The following is a 14,927-nucleotide window of genomic DNA, read 5'->3' as shown; positions in this document are numbered from 1 at the left end:
CCACGTTCACTCAGAATTCCTGCTGATGGGCATTGGGCTGTTTGCGTGGCAACGGGGCAAAGCCGGGTTTGCCTGCCAGTACGTTGTTGGCACGCTCCAGGTCGATGTCCTTTTCCCAACGGGCAATTGCCACGGTGGCTACACAGTTGCCGATCAGGTTAGTCAATGCCCGGCCGATGCCCATGAACCAGTCCACCGCAAGTACCAGCACCAGGCCGACAACCGGAATTGCCGGTACGGCAGTCAACGTGGCCGCCAGGATCACCAGCGCCGAGCCAGGGATGCCGTGCGCGCCTTTCGAAGTTACCAGCGACACCAGCAGAATGGTCAGCAGGTCAGTCATCTCCAGCGGTGTGCCGGTGGCGTTGGCGATGAACACGATGGCCAGCGTCAGGTAGATGGAGAAACCGTCCAGGTTGAACGAGTAGCCGGTGGGAATCACCAACCCCACCGTGGAACTGCCGATGCCCAGGTGTTCCAGCTTGCGCATGATCTGCGGCAGAACGGCGTCGGAAGAGGCGGTGCCCAGCACGATGGTCAGCTCTTCACGCAGGTACTTGATCAGTGGCAGCAGTTTCAGGCCCGACAGGCGCATCACGGTACCCAGCACGATCAGCACGAAGCCTGCACAGGTCAGGTAGAACAGCGCTACCAGGCCGCCCAGGTGCTGCAGCGATTCCAGGCCGTACTTGCTGGTGGTGAAGGCGATGGCACCGAATACACCGATCGGCGCCAGGCGCACGATCATGCCCATGATGCGGAAGATCACATGGCTCAGTTCGTTGATCAGCCGCGAAATGCCGGCGGCCGAGTCGCCCACCAGGTTCAATGCGCTGCCGAACAGCACCGAAAACAGCAGCACCTGAAGGATGTTGTTGTCGGCGAAGGCGCCGATCACCGAGGTAGGGATCAGGTCCATGAAGAACGCCGCGGCGCCATGGATGTGTTGACCGCGCTCGGCCAGGCTGCTGGCATCAGCACTGGACAGTTGGTCCAGGTGAATATTGGCGCCGCTGCCGATGCCGCTGCTGAAGGCGAATACCAGGCCGATCACCAACGCCAGGGTGGTCAGCACTTCAAAGTAGATCACCGACTTCAAGCCGATGCGCCCGACCTTTTTCAGGTCGCCCGCGCCCGAGATACCACTGACCACCACGCAGAACACGATCAGGCCGATGAGCATCTTGATCAGCTTGATGAAGCCGTCGCCGAGGGGTTTTAGTTGTAACGAAAGGTCGGGGAAGCTGAGGCCGCAGGCAATGCCGAGGGCAAGGCCAAGCACGACTTGCAGGAATATCGAACGCGAGCACCATTTGAGCATGGGAGAAGTCTCAGATCGGTGTCCTTGCTTCGGTAGCCGCACGGGGCGAAAGAGCGCAGGACTTAATTATTGTGGTCTTACCGGTTTGTTCAGCGCCAGGCCATAAAAGCGCGAAAAATCGTTCTTTGCAAGGGTTTTTGGCCTTACCGGTCTGACCAGTTATGGGGCGAGTGGGCCTGCCGCGCTCTAGTTCGGTGCGCGGCGTAAAGTTCGTGGTTTGAGCAGGGCACGTGAGCGAACACGCCCCCCGGTGCCGGTGATACCCTTGAACCAGATTCGAACAGGGCCGACCCATACGGCCAATGCAAGCTCCCTGCCAATTGCGCTGTGCGTTTGGCCTTTCTCCAGGTTGCATCAAGCCCAAGCCCTTGAAACCGGGCAAAAAAAACGGCACCTGCCAGAGGTGCCGTTTTCGCCATGTGCAATCTTTACTTGCTTTACTTGTGCAGCTCTTGCGCCGCGTACAGTGTGTTTTCCAGCAGGCACGCCCGGGTCATCGGTCCAACTCCGCCCGGCACTGGGGTGATCCAGCCGGCGCGGGGCAGGGCAGTCTCGTAGACCACATCGCCGACCAGCTTGCCATCTGCCTGGCGGTTGATGCCCACGTCGATCACGATGGCGCCTTCCTTGATCCACTCTCCTTTGACCAGGCCCGGCTTGCCTGCGGCTACCACCACCAGATCGGCGCGGCCGACATGGCCGGCCAAGTCCTTGGTAAAGCGGTGGCAAACAGTCACGGTGCAGCCGGCCAGCAGCAGCTCCATGGCCATTGGGCGGCCAACGATGTTGGAAGCGCCGACGATGACGGCGTTCATGCCGTACAGATCCTGGCCGGTACTTTCCAGCAGGGTCATGATGCCTTTTGGTGTGCAGGGGCGCAGCAGCGGAATACGCTGGGCCAGGCGGCCGATGTTGTACGGGTGGAAGCCGTCCACGTCTTTGTCAGGGCGAATGCGCTCGAGCAGCAGCGACGCCTCCAGGTGCGCCGGCAGCGGCAACTGCAGCAGAATGCCGTCGACGGCCGGGTCGTCGTTAAGACGGTCGATCAGCTCGGTCAGGGCTTCTTGCGTGGTCGCGGCGGGCAGGTCGAAAGCCTGCGAAATGAAGCCGACCTCTTCGCAGTCCTTGCGCTTGTGCGAGACATAGACTTGGGAGGCGGGGTCGGTGCCGACCAGGATCACCGCCAGGCCCGGCGTACGCAGGCCTTGCTGGCGACGCTCCACGACACGTTGAGCGATCTGCTGGCGCAGGCTGGCGGCGATTGCCTTGCCATCGATTAGGTGTGCAGTCATAGACGCGTGATTAACCATCGAGAAGGAAACAATAAAGAGCGCGCATTCTCGCACGACATGGGCGAAGGGCAAAGGCGGGTGGTCGGGCAAATCCCCTAAGCCCTTAAATAATTTAAATTTTTTTGAAAAAGGTGTTGACGACTTTCGGGGTCGCCTATAAGATTCGCCGCACTTGTCGGGCACAGCCTAGCACTGGTTGGCTAAGTCGGGCAGAATGGGTCGTTTGGCAGTTAGCTGTTGAATACTTGTTCGGTTAGGCTTGAAGCTTAAGCGCCCGTAGCTCAGCTGGATAGAGCATCCGCCTTCTAAGCGGATGGTCGCAGGTTCGAGTCCTGCCGGGTGCGCCATTAGGCAGCTTTGGCAAGCAAGTTGGCTGTAATGCAATATGGTGGGCGTAGCTCAGTTGGTAGAGCGCTGGATTGTGATTCCAGTTGTCGTGGGTTCGATTCCCATCGTCCACCCCATATTTTCGAAGGCGCCTCGATAGCATCTGGCGCCTTTGTTTTAAGCGTTACGCGGACGTGGTGAAATTGGTAGACACACTGGATTTAGGTTCCAGCGGCGCAAGCTGTAAGAGTTCGAGTCTCTTCGTCCGCACCATGTTTTTGTAAGGTTGTACCGTAACACCGCACTATGGTGGGCGTAGCTCAGTTGGTAGAGCGCTGGATTGTGATTCCAGTTGTCGTGGGTTCGATTCCCATCGTCCACCCCATATTTTAAAGAGGCGCCTTGGTCGTGAGACCAGGCGCCTTTTTTGCTTTCATTGCTCCGTCATGTCGGTACTGCAAGGTTCAGCACAAATTCTTCGTGATTCTCCCCTTGCAATGCTCTGGTGGCAGCCCAATAAAAGCTGTTAGATTTCAGCCGGTTGAAGCGCCGGCCCAGTTGGCCGGCAGAGGAACAGCCCGATGATTGCAAAAGAAGCCCGTCAGGCCTTGGCGCTGCAGCGCTTTGCCGAAGCCAACCCGCAGCTGCTCGAGGAAATTCGCGAGCTGGATGCGCGCGAGCAGGCCCAGCAGATCGAGTGGGCGTTCGAAGATATGGCCCAGGAGCAGGGGCTGCAGCCCTGGGAGCTGGCGCTGCAACTGATAGCCGAAAGCCCGGAACAGTTGCACGCCATGCGCCTTGAAACGCACCGCGAGGTCGCCGAGGCGCTGGGCCTGGAGTGGGAAGAATACTGCCAGTTCAACGAAATCGACCCTGAATAAAGGCAGCGAATCGCCACTGGCAGTTGTTTGACAAGTTATTACGGCTGCACTGCGCCATGGGCAGGGTGCCGCTCTTGATGAAGGAGGCTCGGCGGCGCGCCGTGCGGGCCTTGAAAGCTAATCGACCGGCGTGGTTTCCCGTCGTCCCGTGTGGGGTGACTTCTGCCGCGCGACTCACTAGAATGCTTGCCCTTGATTCTGGAGTCGGGCTAACGCCGGCTAACGTCTGTGCAACGAGGAATATCCATGCAAATTTCTGTTGAAAACACTTCCGCTCTCGAGCGCCGCATGACCATCGCCGTTCCGGCCGAGCGCGTCGAGAACGAAGTCAACAAGCGTCTGCAACAGACTGCCAAGCGCGCCAAGGTTGCCGGCTTCCGCCCAGGCAAGGTGCCAATGAGCGTGATCCGTCAGCGCTTCGAAGCCGATGCACGCCAGGAGGCGTTCGGTGATCTGGTCCAGGCTTCCTTCTATGAGGCCATCGTTGAGCAGAAGCTGAACCCTGCAGGTGCCCCGTCCGTTGAACCCAAGTCGTTCGAAAAAGGCAAGGACCTGGAGTTCGTCGCCATCTTCGAAGTGTTCCCGGAGTTCACCGTTTCCGGCCTGGAGTCGATCAACGTCGAGCGCCTGAGCGCCGAAGTGGCCGACGCCGACCTGGACAACATGCTGGAAGTGCTGCGCAAGCAGAACACCCGCTTCGAAGCTGTCGAGCGCGCCGCGCAGAACGACGACCAGGTCAACATCGATTTCGTTGGCAAGGTCGACGGTGAAGCGTTCGCCGGTGGCTCTGCCAAAGACACCCAGTTGGTACTGGGTTCCGGCCGCATGATCCCGGGCTTCGAAGACGGTCTGGTGGGCGCCAAGGCTGGCGAAGAGCGCGTTGTCAACGTGACCTTCCCAGAGGACTACCAGAACCTGGACCTGGCCGGCAAAGCCGCCGAGTTCACCATCACCGTCAACAGCGTTTCGGCCCCTGTGCTGCCTGAGCTGAACGAAGAGTTCTTCGCCCAGTTCGGTATCAAGGAATCGACCCTGGAAGGCTTCCGCGCCGAAGTTCGCAAGAACATGGAGCGTGAGCTGCGCCAGGCAATCAAGACCAAGGTGAAGAACCAGGTCATGGACGGTCTGCTGGCCGCCAACCCGATCGAAGCACCGAAGGCCCTGCTGGAAAACGAAGTCAACCGTCTGCGCGTCCAGGCTGTTCAGCAGTTCGGTGGCAACATCAAGCCTGACCAGCTGCCTGCCGAGCTGTTCGAAGAGCAAGCCAAGCGCCGTGTAGTGCTGGGTCTGATCGTCGCCGAAGTGGTCAAGCAGTTCGAGCTCAAGCCGGACGATGCCAAGGTGCGCGAGATGATCGAAGAAATGGCTTCGGCTTACCAGGAGCCTGAGCAGGTCATCGCTTGGTACTACAAGAACGACCAGCAAATGAACGAAGTGCGTTCGGTTGTGCTGGAAGAGCAAGTTGTAGATACTGTTCTGCAGAAAGCGACTGTGACCGACAAGTCGGTCTCGTACGAAGATGCCGTAAAACCAGCCCAGGCTCCTGCCGAAGCTGAGTAATACGTTTTCTCTCGTAGGAAAACCCCACAAGCCAGCCTTCGAGCTGGCTTGTGCGTTATCAAGCCATGACTATTTGGGAGTGAGCGCAGGACATGTCCCGCAATTCTTATATTCAGCAGAGCTCTGACATCCAGGCCGCAGGCGGCCTGGTCCCGATGGTTATCGAGCAGTCCGCCCGTGGCGAGCGTGCGTACGACATCTATTCGCGCCTGTTGAAGGAGCGAGTGATTTTCCTGGTTGGCCCGGTTGAAGACTACATGGCCAACCTGGTCGTAGCGCAGATGCTGTTCCTCGAAGCGGAAAACCCGGACAAGGATATCCATCTCTACATCAACTCCCCGGGCGGCTCCGTCACCGCGGGCATGTCGATCTACGACACCATGCAGTTCATCAAGCCGGACGTCTCGACCATCTGCATCGGCCAGGCCTGCAGCATGGGCGCCTTCCTGCTGGCCGCAGGTGCCAAGGGCAAGCGTCACTGCCTGCCGAACTCGCGCGTGATGATTCACCAGCCGCTGGGCGGCTTCCAGGGCCAAGCGACCGATATCGAGATCCATGCCCAGGAAATCCTCAATATCAAGGCGCGCCTGAACGAGTTGCTGGCCTACCACACCGGCCAGGATCTCGAGACCATCAAGCGTGACACCGAACGTGACAACTTCATGAGCGCCTCGCGCGCAGCCGAGTATGGCCTGATCGACTCGGTCTACGACAAGCGGCAACTGGCCTCCTGAACCGGGGGGTCAGAGCAGGTGGGTGCCCAAAGCGCCCACCTGCGGACTTGAAAAAGCCCGCAATTGCCTTCATCTTGTGTTGCAAGCCTACCGGATTGGATCGATCGAATGACTGACACCCGTAACGGCGAGGACAGCGGCAAATTGCTCTATTGCTCCTTCTGCGGCAAAAGCCAGCACGAAGTGCGCAAATTGATTGCCGGGCCCTCGGTATTTATCTGCGACGAGTGCGTCGACCTGTGCAATGACATCATCCGTGAGGAGGTGCAGGAAGCCCAGGCCGAGAGCAGCGCGCACAAATTGCCTTCGCCGAAAGAAATCAGCGGCATCCTGGACCAGTATGTCATTGGTCAGGAGCGCGCGAAAAAGGTGCTGGCTGTAGCGGTGTACAACCACTACAAGCGCCTGAACCAGCGTGACAAGAAGGGTGACGAAGTCGAACTGGGCAAGAGCAACATCCTGCTCATCGGGCCTACCGGCTCGGGCAAGACCCTGCTCGCCGAAACCCTGGCACGCCTGTTGAACGTACCGTTCACCATTGCCGACGCCACCACCCTGACCGAGGCCGGTTATGTGGGTGAGGACGTCGAGAACATCATTCAGAAGCTGTTGCAGAAGTGCGACTACGACGTGGAAAAGGCCCAGATGGGCATTGTCTACATCGACGAAATCGACAAGATCTCGCGCAAGTCGGACAACCCGTCCATCACCCGTGACGTCTCGGGCGAGGGTGTGCAGCAGGCGCTGTTGAAGCTGATCGAAGGGACCGTGGCCTCGGTACCACCGCAAGGGGGGCGCAAGCACCCGCAACAGGAGTTCCTGCAGGTTGACACCCGCAACATCCTGTTCATCTGCGGTGGCGCGTTCTCGGGCCTAGAAAAGGTCATCCAGAATCGGTCCACCAAAGGTGGCATCGGTTTCGGCGCTGAGGTGCGTAGCAAAGAAGAGGGCAAGAAGGTTGGCGAGTCCCTGCGTGAGGTCGAGCCGGACGATCTGGTCAAGTTTGGCCTGATTCCGGAGTTCGTCGGCCGCCTGCCGGTGCTGGCTACCCTGGACGAGCTGGACGAGGCTGCGTTGATGCAGATCCTCACCGAGCCGAAGAACGCCCTCACCAAGCAGTATGCAAAGCTGTTCGAGATGGAAAGCGTCGACCTGGAGTTCCGCAGCGATGCACTCAAGGCCGTGGCACGCAAGGCTCTGGAGCGCAAAACCGGCGCCCGTGGCCTGCGTTCGATTCTCGAAGGCGTGCTGCTCGACACCATGTACGAGATCCCTTCGCAGAAGGATGTCAGCAAGGTGGTGATCGACGAGAGCGTCATCGACGGCACTTCTCAGCCGCTGATGATCTACGAGAACAGTGAACCGCAAGCCAAGGCTGCGCCAGACGCCTGATACAGGCAAAGGCCAGTCTGTGGTTGCAAGTATGAAGGGGCCTACGGGCCCCTTCATGCTTTTCCTGAGCTGATGCTTGTAATTTCCACAGCCTGCCCCCACATTAGGTCCAAGCATCATTTCCACCGGTTTCCGGCCACAAGGCCGCTGTAGAGGCGAAATCATGAAGACCACCCTCGACTTGCCTCTTTTGCCATTGCGCGATGTCGTTGTATACCCGCACATGGTTATCCCGCTGTTTGTGGGGCGTGAAAAGTCCATCGAAGCCCTCGAGGCAGCGATGACGGGCGAAAAGCAGATCCTTCTGCTGGCCCAGAAAAACCCAGCCGATGATGACCCTGGCGAAGACGCCTTGTACCGTGTCGGTACCGTGGCCACCGTGCTGCAACTGTTGAAGCTGCCTGATGGTACCGTCAAGGTGCTGGTCGAAGGCGAGCAGCGCGGCGCGGTCGAGCGCTTCACCGAAGTGGAAGGGCACATCCGTGCCGAAGTTTCGCTGATCGACGAAACCGACTCTGCCGAGCGCGAGTCGGAAGTTTTCGTGCGCACGCTGCTGTCGCAGTTCGAGCAGTACGTGCAGCTGGGCAAAAAAGTCCCTGCCGAAGTGCTGTCGTCGCTGAACAGCATCGAAGAGCCAGGGCGGCTGGTCGATACCATGGCTGCGCACATGGCCCTGAAAATCGAGCAGAAGCAGGAAATCCTCGAAATTGTCGACCTCACCGCCCGCGTGGAACACGTGCTGGCACTGCTGGATGCCGAAATCGACCTTTTGCAGGTGGAAAAGCGCATTCGCGGTCGGGTCAAGAAGCAGATGGAGCGCAGCCAGCGCGAGTACTACCTGAATGAGCAGATGAAGGCCATTCAGAAAGAGCTCGGCGATGGTGACGAAGGTCACAACGAAGTCGAGGAGCTGAAAAAGCGCATCGAAGCTGCCGGCCTGCCCAAGGATGCCTTGACCAAGGCCCAGGCTGAGCTCAACAAACTCAAGCAGATGTCGCCCATGTCGGCCGAAGCCACCGTGGTGCGCTCTTACCTCGACTGGCTGGTGCAGGTGCCGTGGAAGGCGCAGAGCAAAGTCCGCCTGGACCTGGCCAAGGCCGAGGAAATCCTTGATGCCGACCATTATGGTCTGGAAGAGGTCAAGGAGCGCATCCTCGAGTACCTCGCCGTACAGAAACGGGTGAAGAAAATCCGCGGTCCTGTGCTGTGCCTGGTAGGCCCACCCGGCGTCGGCAAGACCTCGCTCGCCGAATCGATCGCCACCGCCACCAACCGCAAGTTCGTGCGCATGGCACTGGGCGGGGTACGTGACGAAGCCGAGATCCGTGGTCACCGTCGTACCTACATCGGTTCGATGCCTGGCCGCCTGATCCAGAAGATGACCAAGGTGGGTGTGCGCAACCCGCTGTTCCTGCTCGACGAAATCGACAAGATGGGCAGCGACATGCGTGGCGACCCTGCCTCGGCGTTGCTCGAAGTGCTCGACCCGGAGCAGAACCACAACTTCAACGACCATTACCTTGAGGTCGACTACGACCTCTCGGACGTCATGTTCCTGTGCACCTCGAACTCGATGAACATTCCACCGGCGCTGCTGGACCGCATGGAAATCATCCGCCTGCCGGGGTACACCGAGGACGAGAAGATCAACATCGCCATCAAGTACCTGGTGCCCAAGCAGGTCAAGGCAAACGGCTTGAAGAAAGACGAGTTGGAGGTCGATGTCTCGGCGATTCGCGACATCATCCGCTTCTACACCCGTGAGGCCGGTGTGCGTGGCCTGGAGCGGCAGATCGCCAAAGTCTGCCGTAAAGTGGTCAAGGAACATACCGGGCAGAAGCAGGTCAAGGTCAAGGTGGCCAGCGAGCAGCTGGAGCACCTGCTGGGCGTGCGCAAGTTCCGTTACGGCCTGGCTGAGCAGCAAGACCAGATCGGCCAGGTTACCGGCCTGGCCTGGACCCAGGTGGGCGGCGAGTTGCTGACCATCGAAGCCGTGGTCATCCCGGGCAAAGGCCAACTGATCAAGACGGGTTCGCTGGGCGATGTCATGGTCGAATCGATCACCGCCGCGCAAACCGTGGTGCGCAGCCGCGCCCACAGCCTGGGTATAGCCGCCGGTTTCCACGAGAAGCACGACGTGCACATCCACATGCCCGAAGGGGCCACGCCGAAAGACGGCCCGAGTGCCGGTATCGGCATGTGCACGGCGTTGGTCTCTGCCCTTACGCAGATCCCGGTGCGCGCTGATGTCGCCATGACGGGTGAAATCACCTTGCGCGGCCAGGTGCTGGCAATTGGCGGGTTGAAGGAAAAACTGCTGGCAGCACACCGGGGCGGTATCAAGACGGTCATCATTCCGGAGGAGAACGTTCGCGATCTGAAGGAAATTCCGGAAAATATCAAACAGGATCTGCAGATCAAACCCGTTAAATGGATTGACGAAGTCCTGCAAATTGCGCTGCAATACGCCCCGGAGCCCTTGCCAGATGTGGCTCCCGAGATCGTCGCGAAAGAAGAGAAGCGCGACGGCGATGCCAAGGAAAGAATCAGCACGCATTAGTGGTTTTTGTCTGGGAGGCTTTCCTTGACAGTTTTTTCGAGGCCTTGCTATAAAGCGGCTCGTTATTGTCAACAAGCCTCCCAACGTACGTTTCGTAAGCTTTCCATTACATACTTAGAAACAAACTCAATAGAGAAATAAGGGGACTTAGAGTGAACAAGTCGGAACTGATTGACGCTATCGCCGCATCGGCTGACATTTCCAAAGCTGCTGCAGGTAAAGCTTTGGACGCTGTGATCGAGTCCGTAACCGGTGCCCTGAAAGCAGGCGACGACGTCGTTCTGGTTGGCTTCGGAACCTTCTCGGTCAAAGAGCGCGCCGAGCGTACTGGCCGTAACCCACAAACCGGCAAGGCGATCAAGATTGAAGCCGCCAAGGTTCCAGGTTTCAAGGCAGGCAAAGGCCTGAAAGACGCCGTCAACTAAGTCGTCTTCAGCCGGACCCGGCCAGGCCAGGTCCGAGCACGCTGATGGCGGGGCGCAAACGTTCCCGCCTGACACGTTTGCTAAGCAAAGGCGCATCCTCGGATGCGCCTTTCTTTTATCAGGATTCTACCCACGCTCCGCGGTTGTCGACGCAGTGGTACAGCCGTTTCTGGGGGACGCATGCTGCAAAATATCAGGGACAATTCACAAGGTTGGATTGCCAAGTCCATCATCGGCCTAATCGTCGTATTGATGGCGTTGACCGGTTTCGAAGCCATTTTTCAGGCCGCCACACATAGCCAGGACGCCGCCAAGGTGAACGGCCAGACCATCAGCCAGAACGAGCTGAGCCAGGCGGCCGACATGCAGCGCCGCCAGCTGATGCAACAGCTGGGCAAGGACTTCGACCCAGCGCTGCTGGATGAAAAACTGTTGCGTGAAGAGGCCCTCAAGGGCCTGATCAGCCGCAAGCTCTTGCTGCAGGGCGCTGAGGACGCCAAGTTCGCCTTCTCCGATGCCGCGCTGGATCAGGTGATCCTGCAAACGCCGGAGTTCCAGGTAGACGGTAAATTCAGCGCCGACCGCTTCGACCAGGTCATTCGCCAGATGGGTTATGGCCGCATGCAGTTCCGCGACATGCTGGCCGAGGAAATGCTCATCGGCCAGTTGCGCACCGGCCTGGCCGGCAGCAGCTTCGTCACCGACCAGCAGGTCGATGCCTTCGCCCGCCTCGAGAAGCAGACCCGCGACTTCGCCTCCCTGACCTTCAAGGCCGACCCGGCTGCGGTCAAGGTCAGCGACGCCGAGGTCAAGGCGCACTATGACCAGCACGCCAAGGAATTCATGTCGCCTGACCAGGTGGTGATCGACTACATCGAGCTGAAAAAGTCTGCCTACTTCGACCAGGTCAAGGTGACCGACGAAGAGCTCAAGGCACAGTACGAGAAGGAAATCGCCAACCTCGCCGAGCAACGCCACGCGGCGCACATCCTGATCGAAGTGAACGACAAGGTCAGCGACGCACAGGCCAAGGCCCGTGCCGAAGAGATCGAGCAGCGCCTGGCCAAGGGTGAGAGCTTTGCCACCCTGGCCAAGGAGTTCTCCCAGGACCCGGGTTCGGCCGGCAACGGTGGTGACCTTGGTTTCGCCGGCCCGGGTGTGTACGACCCGGCCTTCGAAGAGGCGCTGTACAAGCTGCAGGATGGCCAGGTATCGGCGCCGGTGCGTACCCAGTTCGGTTACCACCTGATCAAGCTGTTGGGCGTACAGGCGCCAGAAGTGCCGAGCTTCGCCAGCCTGAAGGACAAGCTTACCCGTGATCTGAAGACCCCACTGGTCGAGCAGCGTTACGTGGATGCCAGCAAGCAGCTGCAAGATGCTGCCTATGAGGCTTCCGACCTGGCCCAGCCGGCCCAGGACCTGAACCTCAAGGTACACACTTCTGCACCATTCGGTCGCGAAGGCGGCGAAGGCATCACTGCCAACCGTTCGGTGGTGCAGGCTGCGTTTTCCGAAGAAGTGCTGGATGAGGGGGCCAACAGTACCGCCATCGAGCTCGACCCGGAAACCACCGTGGTACTGCGTGTCAAGGAGCACCGCAAGCCTGAGCAACTGCCGCTGGAGGCAGTGGCCCAGAATATCCGCGAGCACCTGGCCAAGGAGAAGGCCACGGCCGAACTCAAGGCCAAGGCGGACAAGCTGATCGCCGGCCTGCGCGACGGTTCCATTGCTGCTGGCAGTGTGCATGAGGGCCAGGGCTGGAAAACCCACGAAGCCGTGACCCGCGGTGAGGAAGGCATCGATCCTGAGGAGCTGCAGGCGCTGTTCCGCCTGGCGAAACCGCAAGCCAAGGACAAGCCGGTGTATGGCAGCATCGTGCTGCGTGACGGTAGCCTGGTGGTGCTGCAGCTCAACGGCGTCAACGAAGGCACTACCGCCACCGACGAAGAGAAGCAGCAGATTCGCCGCTACCTCGCCTCGCGGGCCGGCCAGCAAGACTTCGCGGCCTACCGCAAGCAGCTGGAAGCCAATGCCGACATCACCCGTTACTGACGTGATCGCTGCATGACGAACGGGCCGCCTAGTGCGGCCCGTTCTGTTTCTGTTGCCTGCTCCGGCCTAGCGCTTCACCCCTTCATGATTATCCAGCGTGTCCCGCGCGATCTCGCGCCCCAAGGCGATCAGCTCGGGCGCCTTGTAGAATTCAAAGAACCGGCATACCCGTTTCGGCACGTTGATCAGCACATCCGGCGGATAGCCGGCGATCTTGTACTGCGCCAATGAGGTCTGCATGACCTCGAAACTCTGGTTGATCAAGTCCAGCAGCGAGGCTGGGCCCACGTTGTCGATGATGAACGAACCGGTAGCCGACTTCGGCGCGCCTTCGCGCTCTGGCGCAGCCGCCGGCTGCTGTGCGTCCGGGCTGGCGGTTTCGCTTTGCCATGGGTTAGGCTGTGCCAACCCTTCGGCGACGATTTCCTGTTCGATGCGGATCAATTCTTCGGCCGGTTTGCGCCGGAACGGCAGGTGTGCGCCCAATGAACTGAGCAAGGCATCGAAGCGCATCTTGAACGCTGCCGGGCGCTCGATCACGGGCAGCTGGTACTGCTTCTGGTTGGTGGCGTTGAGGTTGACTGCGATGATCAGGTCGCAATGGCTGGACACCACCGGTACGATCGGCAGCGGGTTCAGGATACCGCCATCAACCAGCATGCGGTTGCCCTGCATTACCGGCGTAAACAGGCTGGGAATGGCCGCCGAGGCGCGCATGGCCTGGTGCAGGCAGCCCTCCTGAAACCAGATTTCCTGCTGGTTGGTCAGGTCGGCGGCAACCGCCGTGTAGGGGATGCGTAGTTGCTCGATATTGATCTCGCCCACGATCTTGCGGATCTGCCCGAACACCTTGTCACCGCGAATGGCGCCCAGGCGAAAGCTGACATCCACCAGGCGCAACACATCCAGATAGTCGAGGCTCTCGATCCAGTTGCGGTACTCATCCAGCTTGCCGGCGGCGTAGATGCCACCGATGACCGCACCCATGGAGCAACCAGCGATGCAGGCGATATCGTAACCCCGGCGCTCGATTTCCTCGATCACGCCAATGTGTGCATACCCTCGGGCCCCGCCCGATCCCAGTACCAGCGCCACGCGTTTACTCATCAACTTTCCCCGGCCAGTGCCATCATGCTTCTACAATGCACCCATCGTCGCCTCTGCTTCAATGTAGATTGTGTGCAGCTACTGTAGTAAAACCGCTTTGGCAAAGCCTACCGGGCAGGGCACTTTTGAACTGCCGGGGCGTCGAAATGCCACCGTTTTTTTCCTTGAGGTATCAACGATGAAAGCCTGGATTTGCCTTCCCCTGATTGCTCTGGCCCTTGCCGGCTGCGCAGGCAAGACGGCCTACCGAGAAAGTTGTGCGACCCAGCTGGATGCCGCCTGGAAGGAGCTTGACCTGGCCAAGGCCGAAGGCTTTGCCGGGGCCGTGAGTTATTCCAAGGCTTTGTCATTGCTGACCGGTGCTAAAACCCAGCAGCAGTTTGAAGGTTATGAAAGTTGCACCCGTAAAGCCGAGAAGGCGCGCTTCTACATTCGTGAGTCCCGCGCCGGGCGTTGATCGAGGAGCGTTCCATGTCTGGCATGCTTGACTCCGTCGTTGCCCAGATACTGGCCTTGCAGGTTCGCCTGCTGGCGTGTCGCGAACGTCTGGCTGCCGATACCGACAGCGAGGCCCTGCATGACCTGCGCATTGCCGTACGGCGGCTGCGCAGCCTGCTACGGCCCTTGAGGGCGCTGCCAGGCGTGGAGCAGCTGGAGGCCGCTGCAAGCGCGCTGGGGGCTCTGACCACGCCCTTGCGTGACCAGGAAGTTCTGGCAGCGCAACTGATCGGTAGCGGTTACACCGAAGCTGGGCAACGCCGCATGCAAGGCCGCGGCAGTACCTACGCCAGCGTTGCCCACAGCCAGCAGCTGGCCCGGGTGCTGGCGATTGTCGACGCCTTTCCACTGTTCCTGCGCGCAGCTGGCCGCGAAGGCTTGGCCAAGGCATTGGGCAAACGCATCGACAAGCGTTTGGTCAAGCAGTGGCGCAAACTGCACCAAGCCTTGCAGGACCCCAAGCACGACCGTCACCGCCTACGTTTGCTGATCAAGCGTGCGCGCTATGGCGACGAGGCCTACCCGCAACTCCAGCATGCCAACCAGAAACTGCAGCGTCTGCTGAAAAAAGCGCAAGCCGACCTGGGCGACTGGCACGATCGCCTGCAGTGGTTGCTACAGGCGCGTGAGCACGCCGACCTGGCACCCTGCCAAGCCGTTTGGCAGCAGCAGTTGCAGGAGGCCGAGCAACGAGCCGATGTGACCTTGGCCGCGCTGGCCAAGGCCATTGCACGGCGCCAGCCCGGGAAATGACCGAAATAGGGGCTGTTCGTCCCGC

General features: G+C 59.8%; 12 protein-coding genes and 4 tRNA genes. 13 read left to right on the top strand and 3 right to left on the bottom strand.

Going from position 1 to position 14,927, the window contains the following annotated elements; genetic code table 11:
• Nucleotides 1-10: 10 nt before the first annotated feature.
• Together GEV39_RS15075 and folD are read right to left on the bottom strand one after the other, a co-directional pair.
• Entirely contained in the window at nucleotides 11-1,321 is a 1,311-nt protein-coding gene (locus tag GEV39_RS15075; protein WP_009682642.1) for a C4-dicarboxylate transporter DctA, read from the bottom strand.
• A gap of 437 nt (nucleotides 1,322-1,758) precedes the next feature.
• On the bottom strand, nucleotides 1,759-2,613 hold the full coding sequence (folD, locus tag GEV39_RS15070; RefSeq protein WP_173890099.1) for a bifunctional methylenetetrahydrofolate dehydrogenase/methenyltetrahydrofolate cyclohydrolase FolD: 855 nt from the start codon (nucleotides 2,611-2,613) through the stop codon (nucleotides 1,759-1,761).
• A gap of 270 nt (nucleotides 2,614-2,883) precedes the next feature.
• Between folD and GEV39_RS15065 the strand changes: the two genes are divergently transcribed.
• The 11 genes from GEV39_RS15065 (at nucleotide 2,884) to GEV39_RS15015 (ending at nucleotide 12,544) form a co-directional block, all read left to right on the top strand.
• Nucleotides 2,884-2,960, top strand: a tRNA-Arg gene (locus GEV39_RS15065).
• 41 nt (nucleotides 2,961-3,001) lie between these two features.
• Nucleotides 3,002-3,077: transfer RNA gene (locus GEV39_RS15060), tRNA-His, on the top strand.
• A 51-nt stretch (nucleotides 3,078-3,128) separates the two neighbouring features.
• A tRNA-Leu gene (locus GEV39_RS15055) sits at nucleotides 3,129-3,213 on the top strand.
• A gap of 36 nt (nucleotides 3,214-3,249) precedes the next feature.
• Nucleotides 3,250-3,325 (top strand) — tRNA-His (locus GEV39_RS15050).
• Nucleotides 3,326-3,521: 196 nt separating this feature from the next.
• The gene (locus GEV39_RS15045; RefSeq protein ID WP_173890097.1) at nucleotides 3,522-3,821 is read left to right on the top strand and encodes a DUF6388 family protein; all 300 of its coding nucleotides are present in this window, start codon (nucleotides 3,522-3,524) and stop codon (nucleotides 3,819-3,821) included.
• 246 nt (nucleotides 3,822-4,067) lie between these two features.
• The gene (tig, locus tag GEV39_RS15040; protein ID WP_173890095.1) at nucleotides 4,068-5,381 is read left to right on the top strand and encodes a trigger factor; all 1,314 of its coding nucleotides are present in this window, start codon (nucleotides 4,068-4,070) and stop codon (nucleotides 5,379-5,381) included.
• Between the two features lie 92 nt (nucleotides 5,382-5,473).
• Nucleotides 5,474-6,115 carry an ATP-dependent Clp endopeptidase proteolytic subunit ClpP gene (gene clpP, locus GEV39_RS15035; protein WP_009683825.1) on the top strand — a complete coding sequence of 214 codons (642 nt, stop codon included), beginning with the start codon at nucleotides 5,474-5,476 and terminating at the stop codon, nucleotides 6,113-6,115.
• A 108-nt stretch (nucleotides 6,116-6,223) separates the two neighbouring features.
• On the top strand, nucleotides 6,224-7,507 hold the full coding sequence (gene clpX / locus GEV39_RS15030; RefSeq protein WP_173890093.1) for an ATP-dependent Clp protease ATP-binding subunit ClpX: 1,284 nt from the start codon (nucleotides 6,224-6,226) through the stop codon (nucleotides 7,505-7,507).
• A gap of 163 nt (nucleotides 7,508-7,670) precedes the next feature.
• Entirely contained in the window at nucleotides 7,671-10,067 is a 2,397-nt protein-coding gene (gene lon / locus GEV39_RS15025; RefSeq protein ID WP_173890091.1) for an endopeptidase La, read from the top strand.
• 152 nt (nucleotides 10,068-10,219) lie between these two features.
• On the top strand, nucleotides 10,220-10,492 hold the full coding sequence (gene hupB / locus GEV39_RS15020; protein ID WP_173890089.1) for a nucleoid-associated protein HU-beta: 273 nt from the start codon (nucleotides 10,220-10,222) through the stop codon (nucleotides 10,490-10,492).
• A 180-nt stretch (nucleotides 10,493-10,672) separates the two neighbouring features.
• Nucleotides 10,673-12,544 (top strand): SurA N-terminal domain-containing protein, encoded by a 1,872-nt coding sequence (locus tag GEV39_RS15015; protein ID WP_173890087.1) that lies wholly within the window; start codon nucleotides 10,673-10,675, stop codon nucleotides 12,542-12,544.
• A gap of 66 nt (nucleotides 12,545-12,610) precedes the next feature.
• Here the strand turns inward: GEV39_RS15015 and GEV39_RS15010 are convergent, their stop codons facing one another.
• Complete coding sequence (locus tag GEV39_RS15010; protein WP_173890085.1) at nucleotides 12,611-13,651, bottom strand: patatin-like phospholipase family protein; 1,041 nt, start codon at nucleotides 13,649-13,651, stop codon at nucleotides 12,611-12,613.
• A gap of 178 nt (nucleotides 13,652-13,829) precedes the next feature.
• On the opposite strand from GEV39_RS15010, the gene GEV39_RS15005 reads away from it, so the two are divergent.
• Together GEV39_RS15005 and GEV39_RS15000 are read left to right on the top strand one after the other, a co-directional pair.
• A complete protein-coding gene (locus GEV39_RS15005) occupies nucleotides 13,830-14,108 on the top strand; it encodes a hypothetical protein (protein WP_003259403.1) in 279 nt (92 codons plus the stop codon).
• A 14-nt stretch (nucleotides 14,109-14,122) separates the two neighbouring features.
• Nucleotides 14,123-14,902, top strand: a complete 780-nt coding sequence (locus tag GEV39_RS15000) for a CHAD domain-containing protein (protein ID WP_173890084.1) — start codon at nucleotides 14,123-14,125, stop codon at nucleotides 14,900-14,902.
• The last annotated feature ends 25 nt before the right edge of the window (nucleotides 14,903-14,927 follow it).

The organism is Pseudomonas sp. NY5710 (assembly GCF_013305665.1).
Taxonomy (GTDB): domain Bacteria; phylum Pseudomonadota; class Gammaproteobacteria; order Pseudomonadales; family Pseudomonadaceae; genus Aquipseudomonas; species Aquipseudomonas juntendi.
This window is presented reverse-complemented; position numbering and strand designations above follow the sequence as displayed.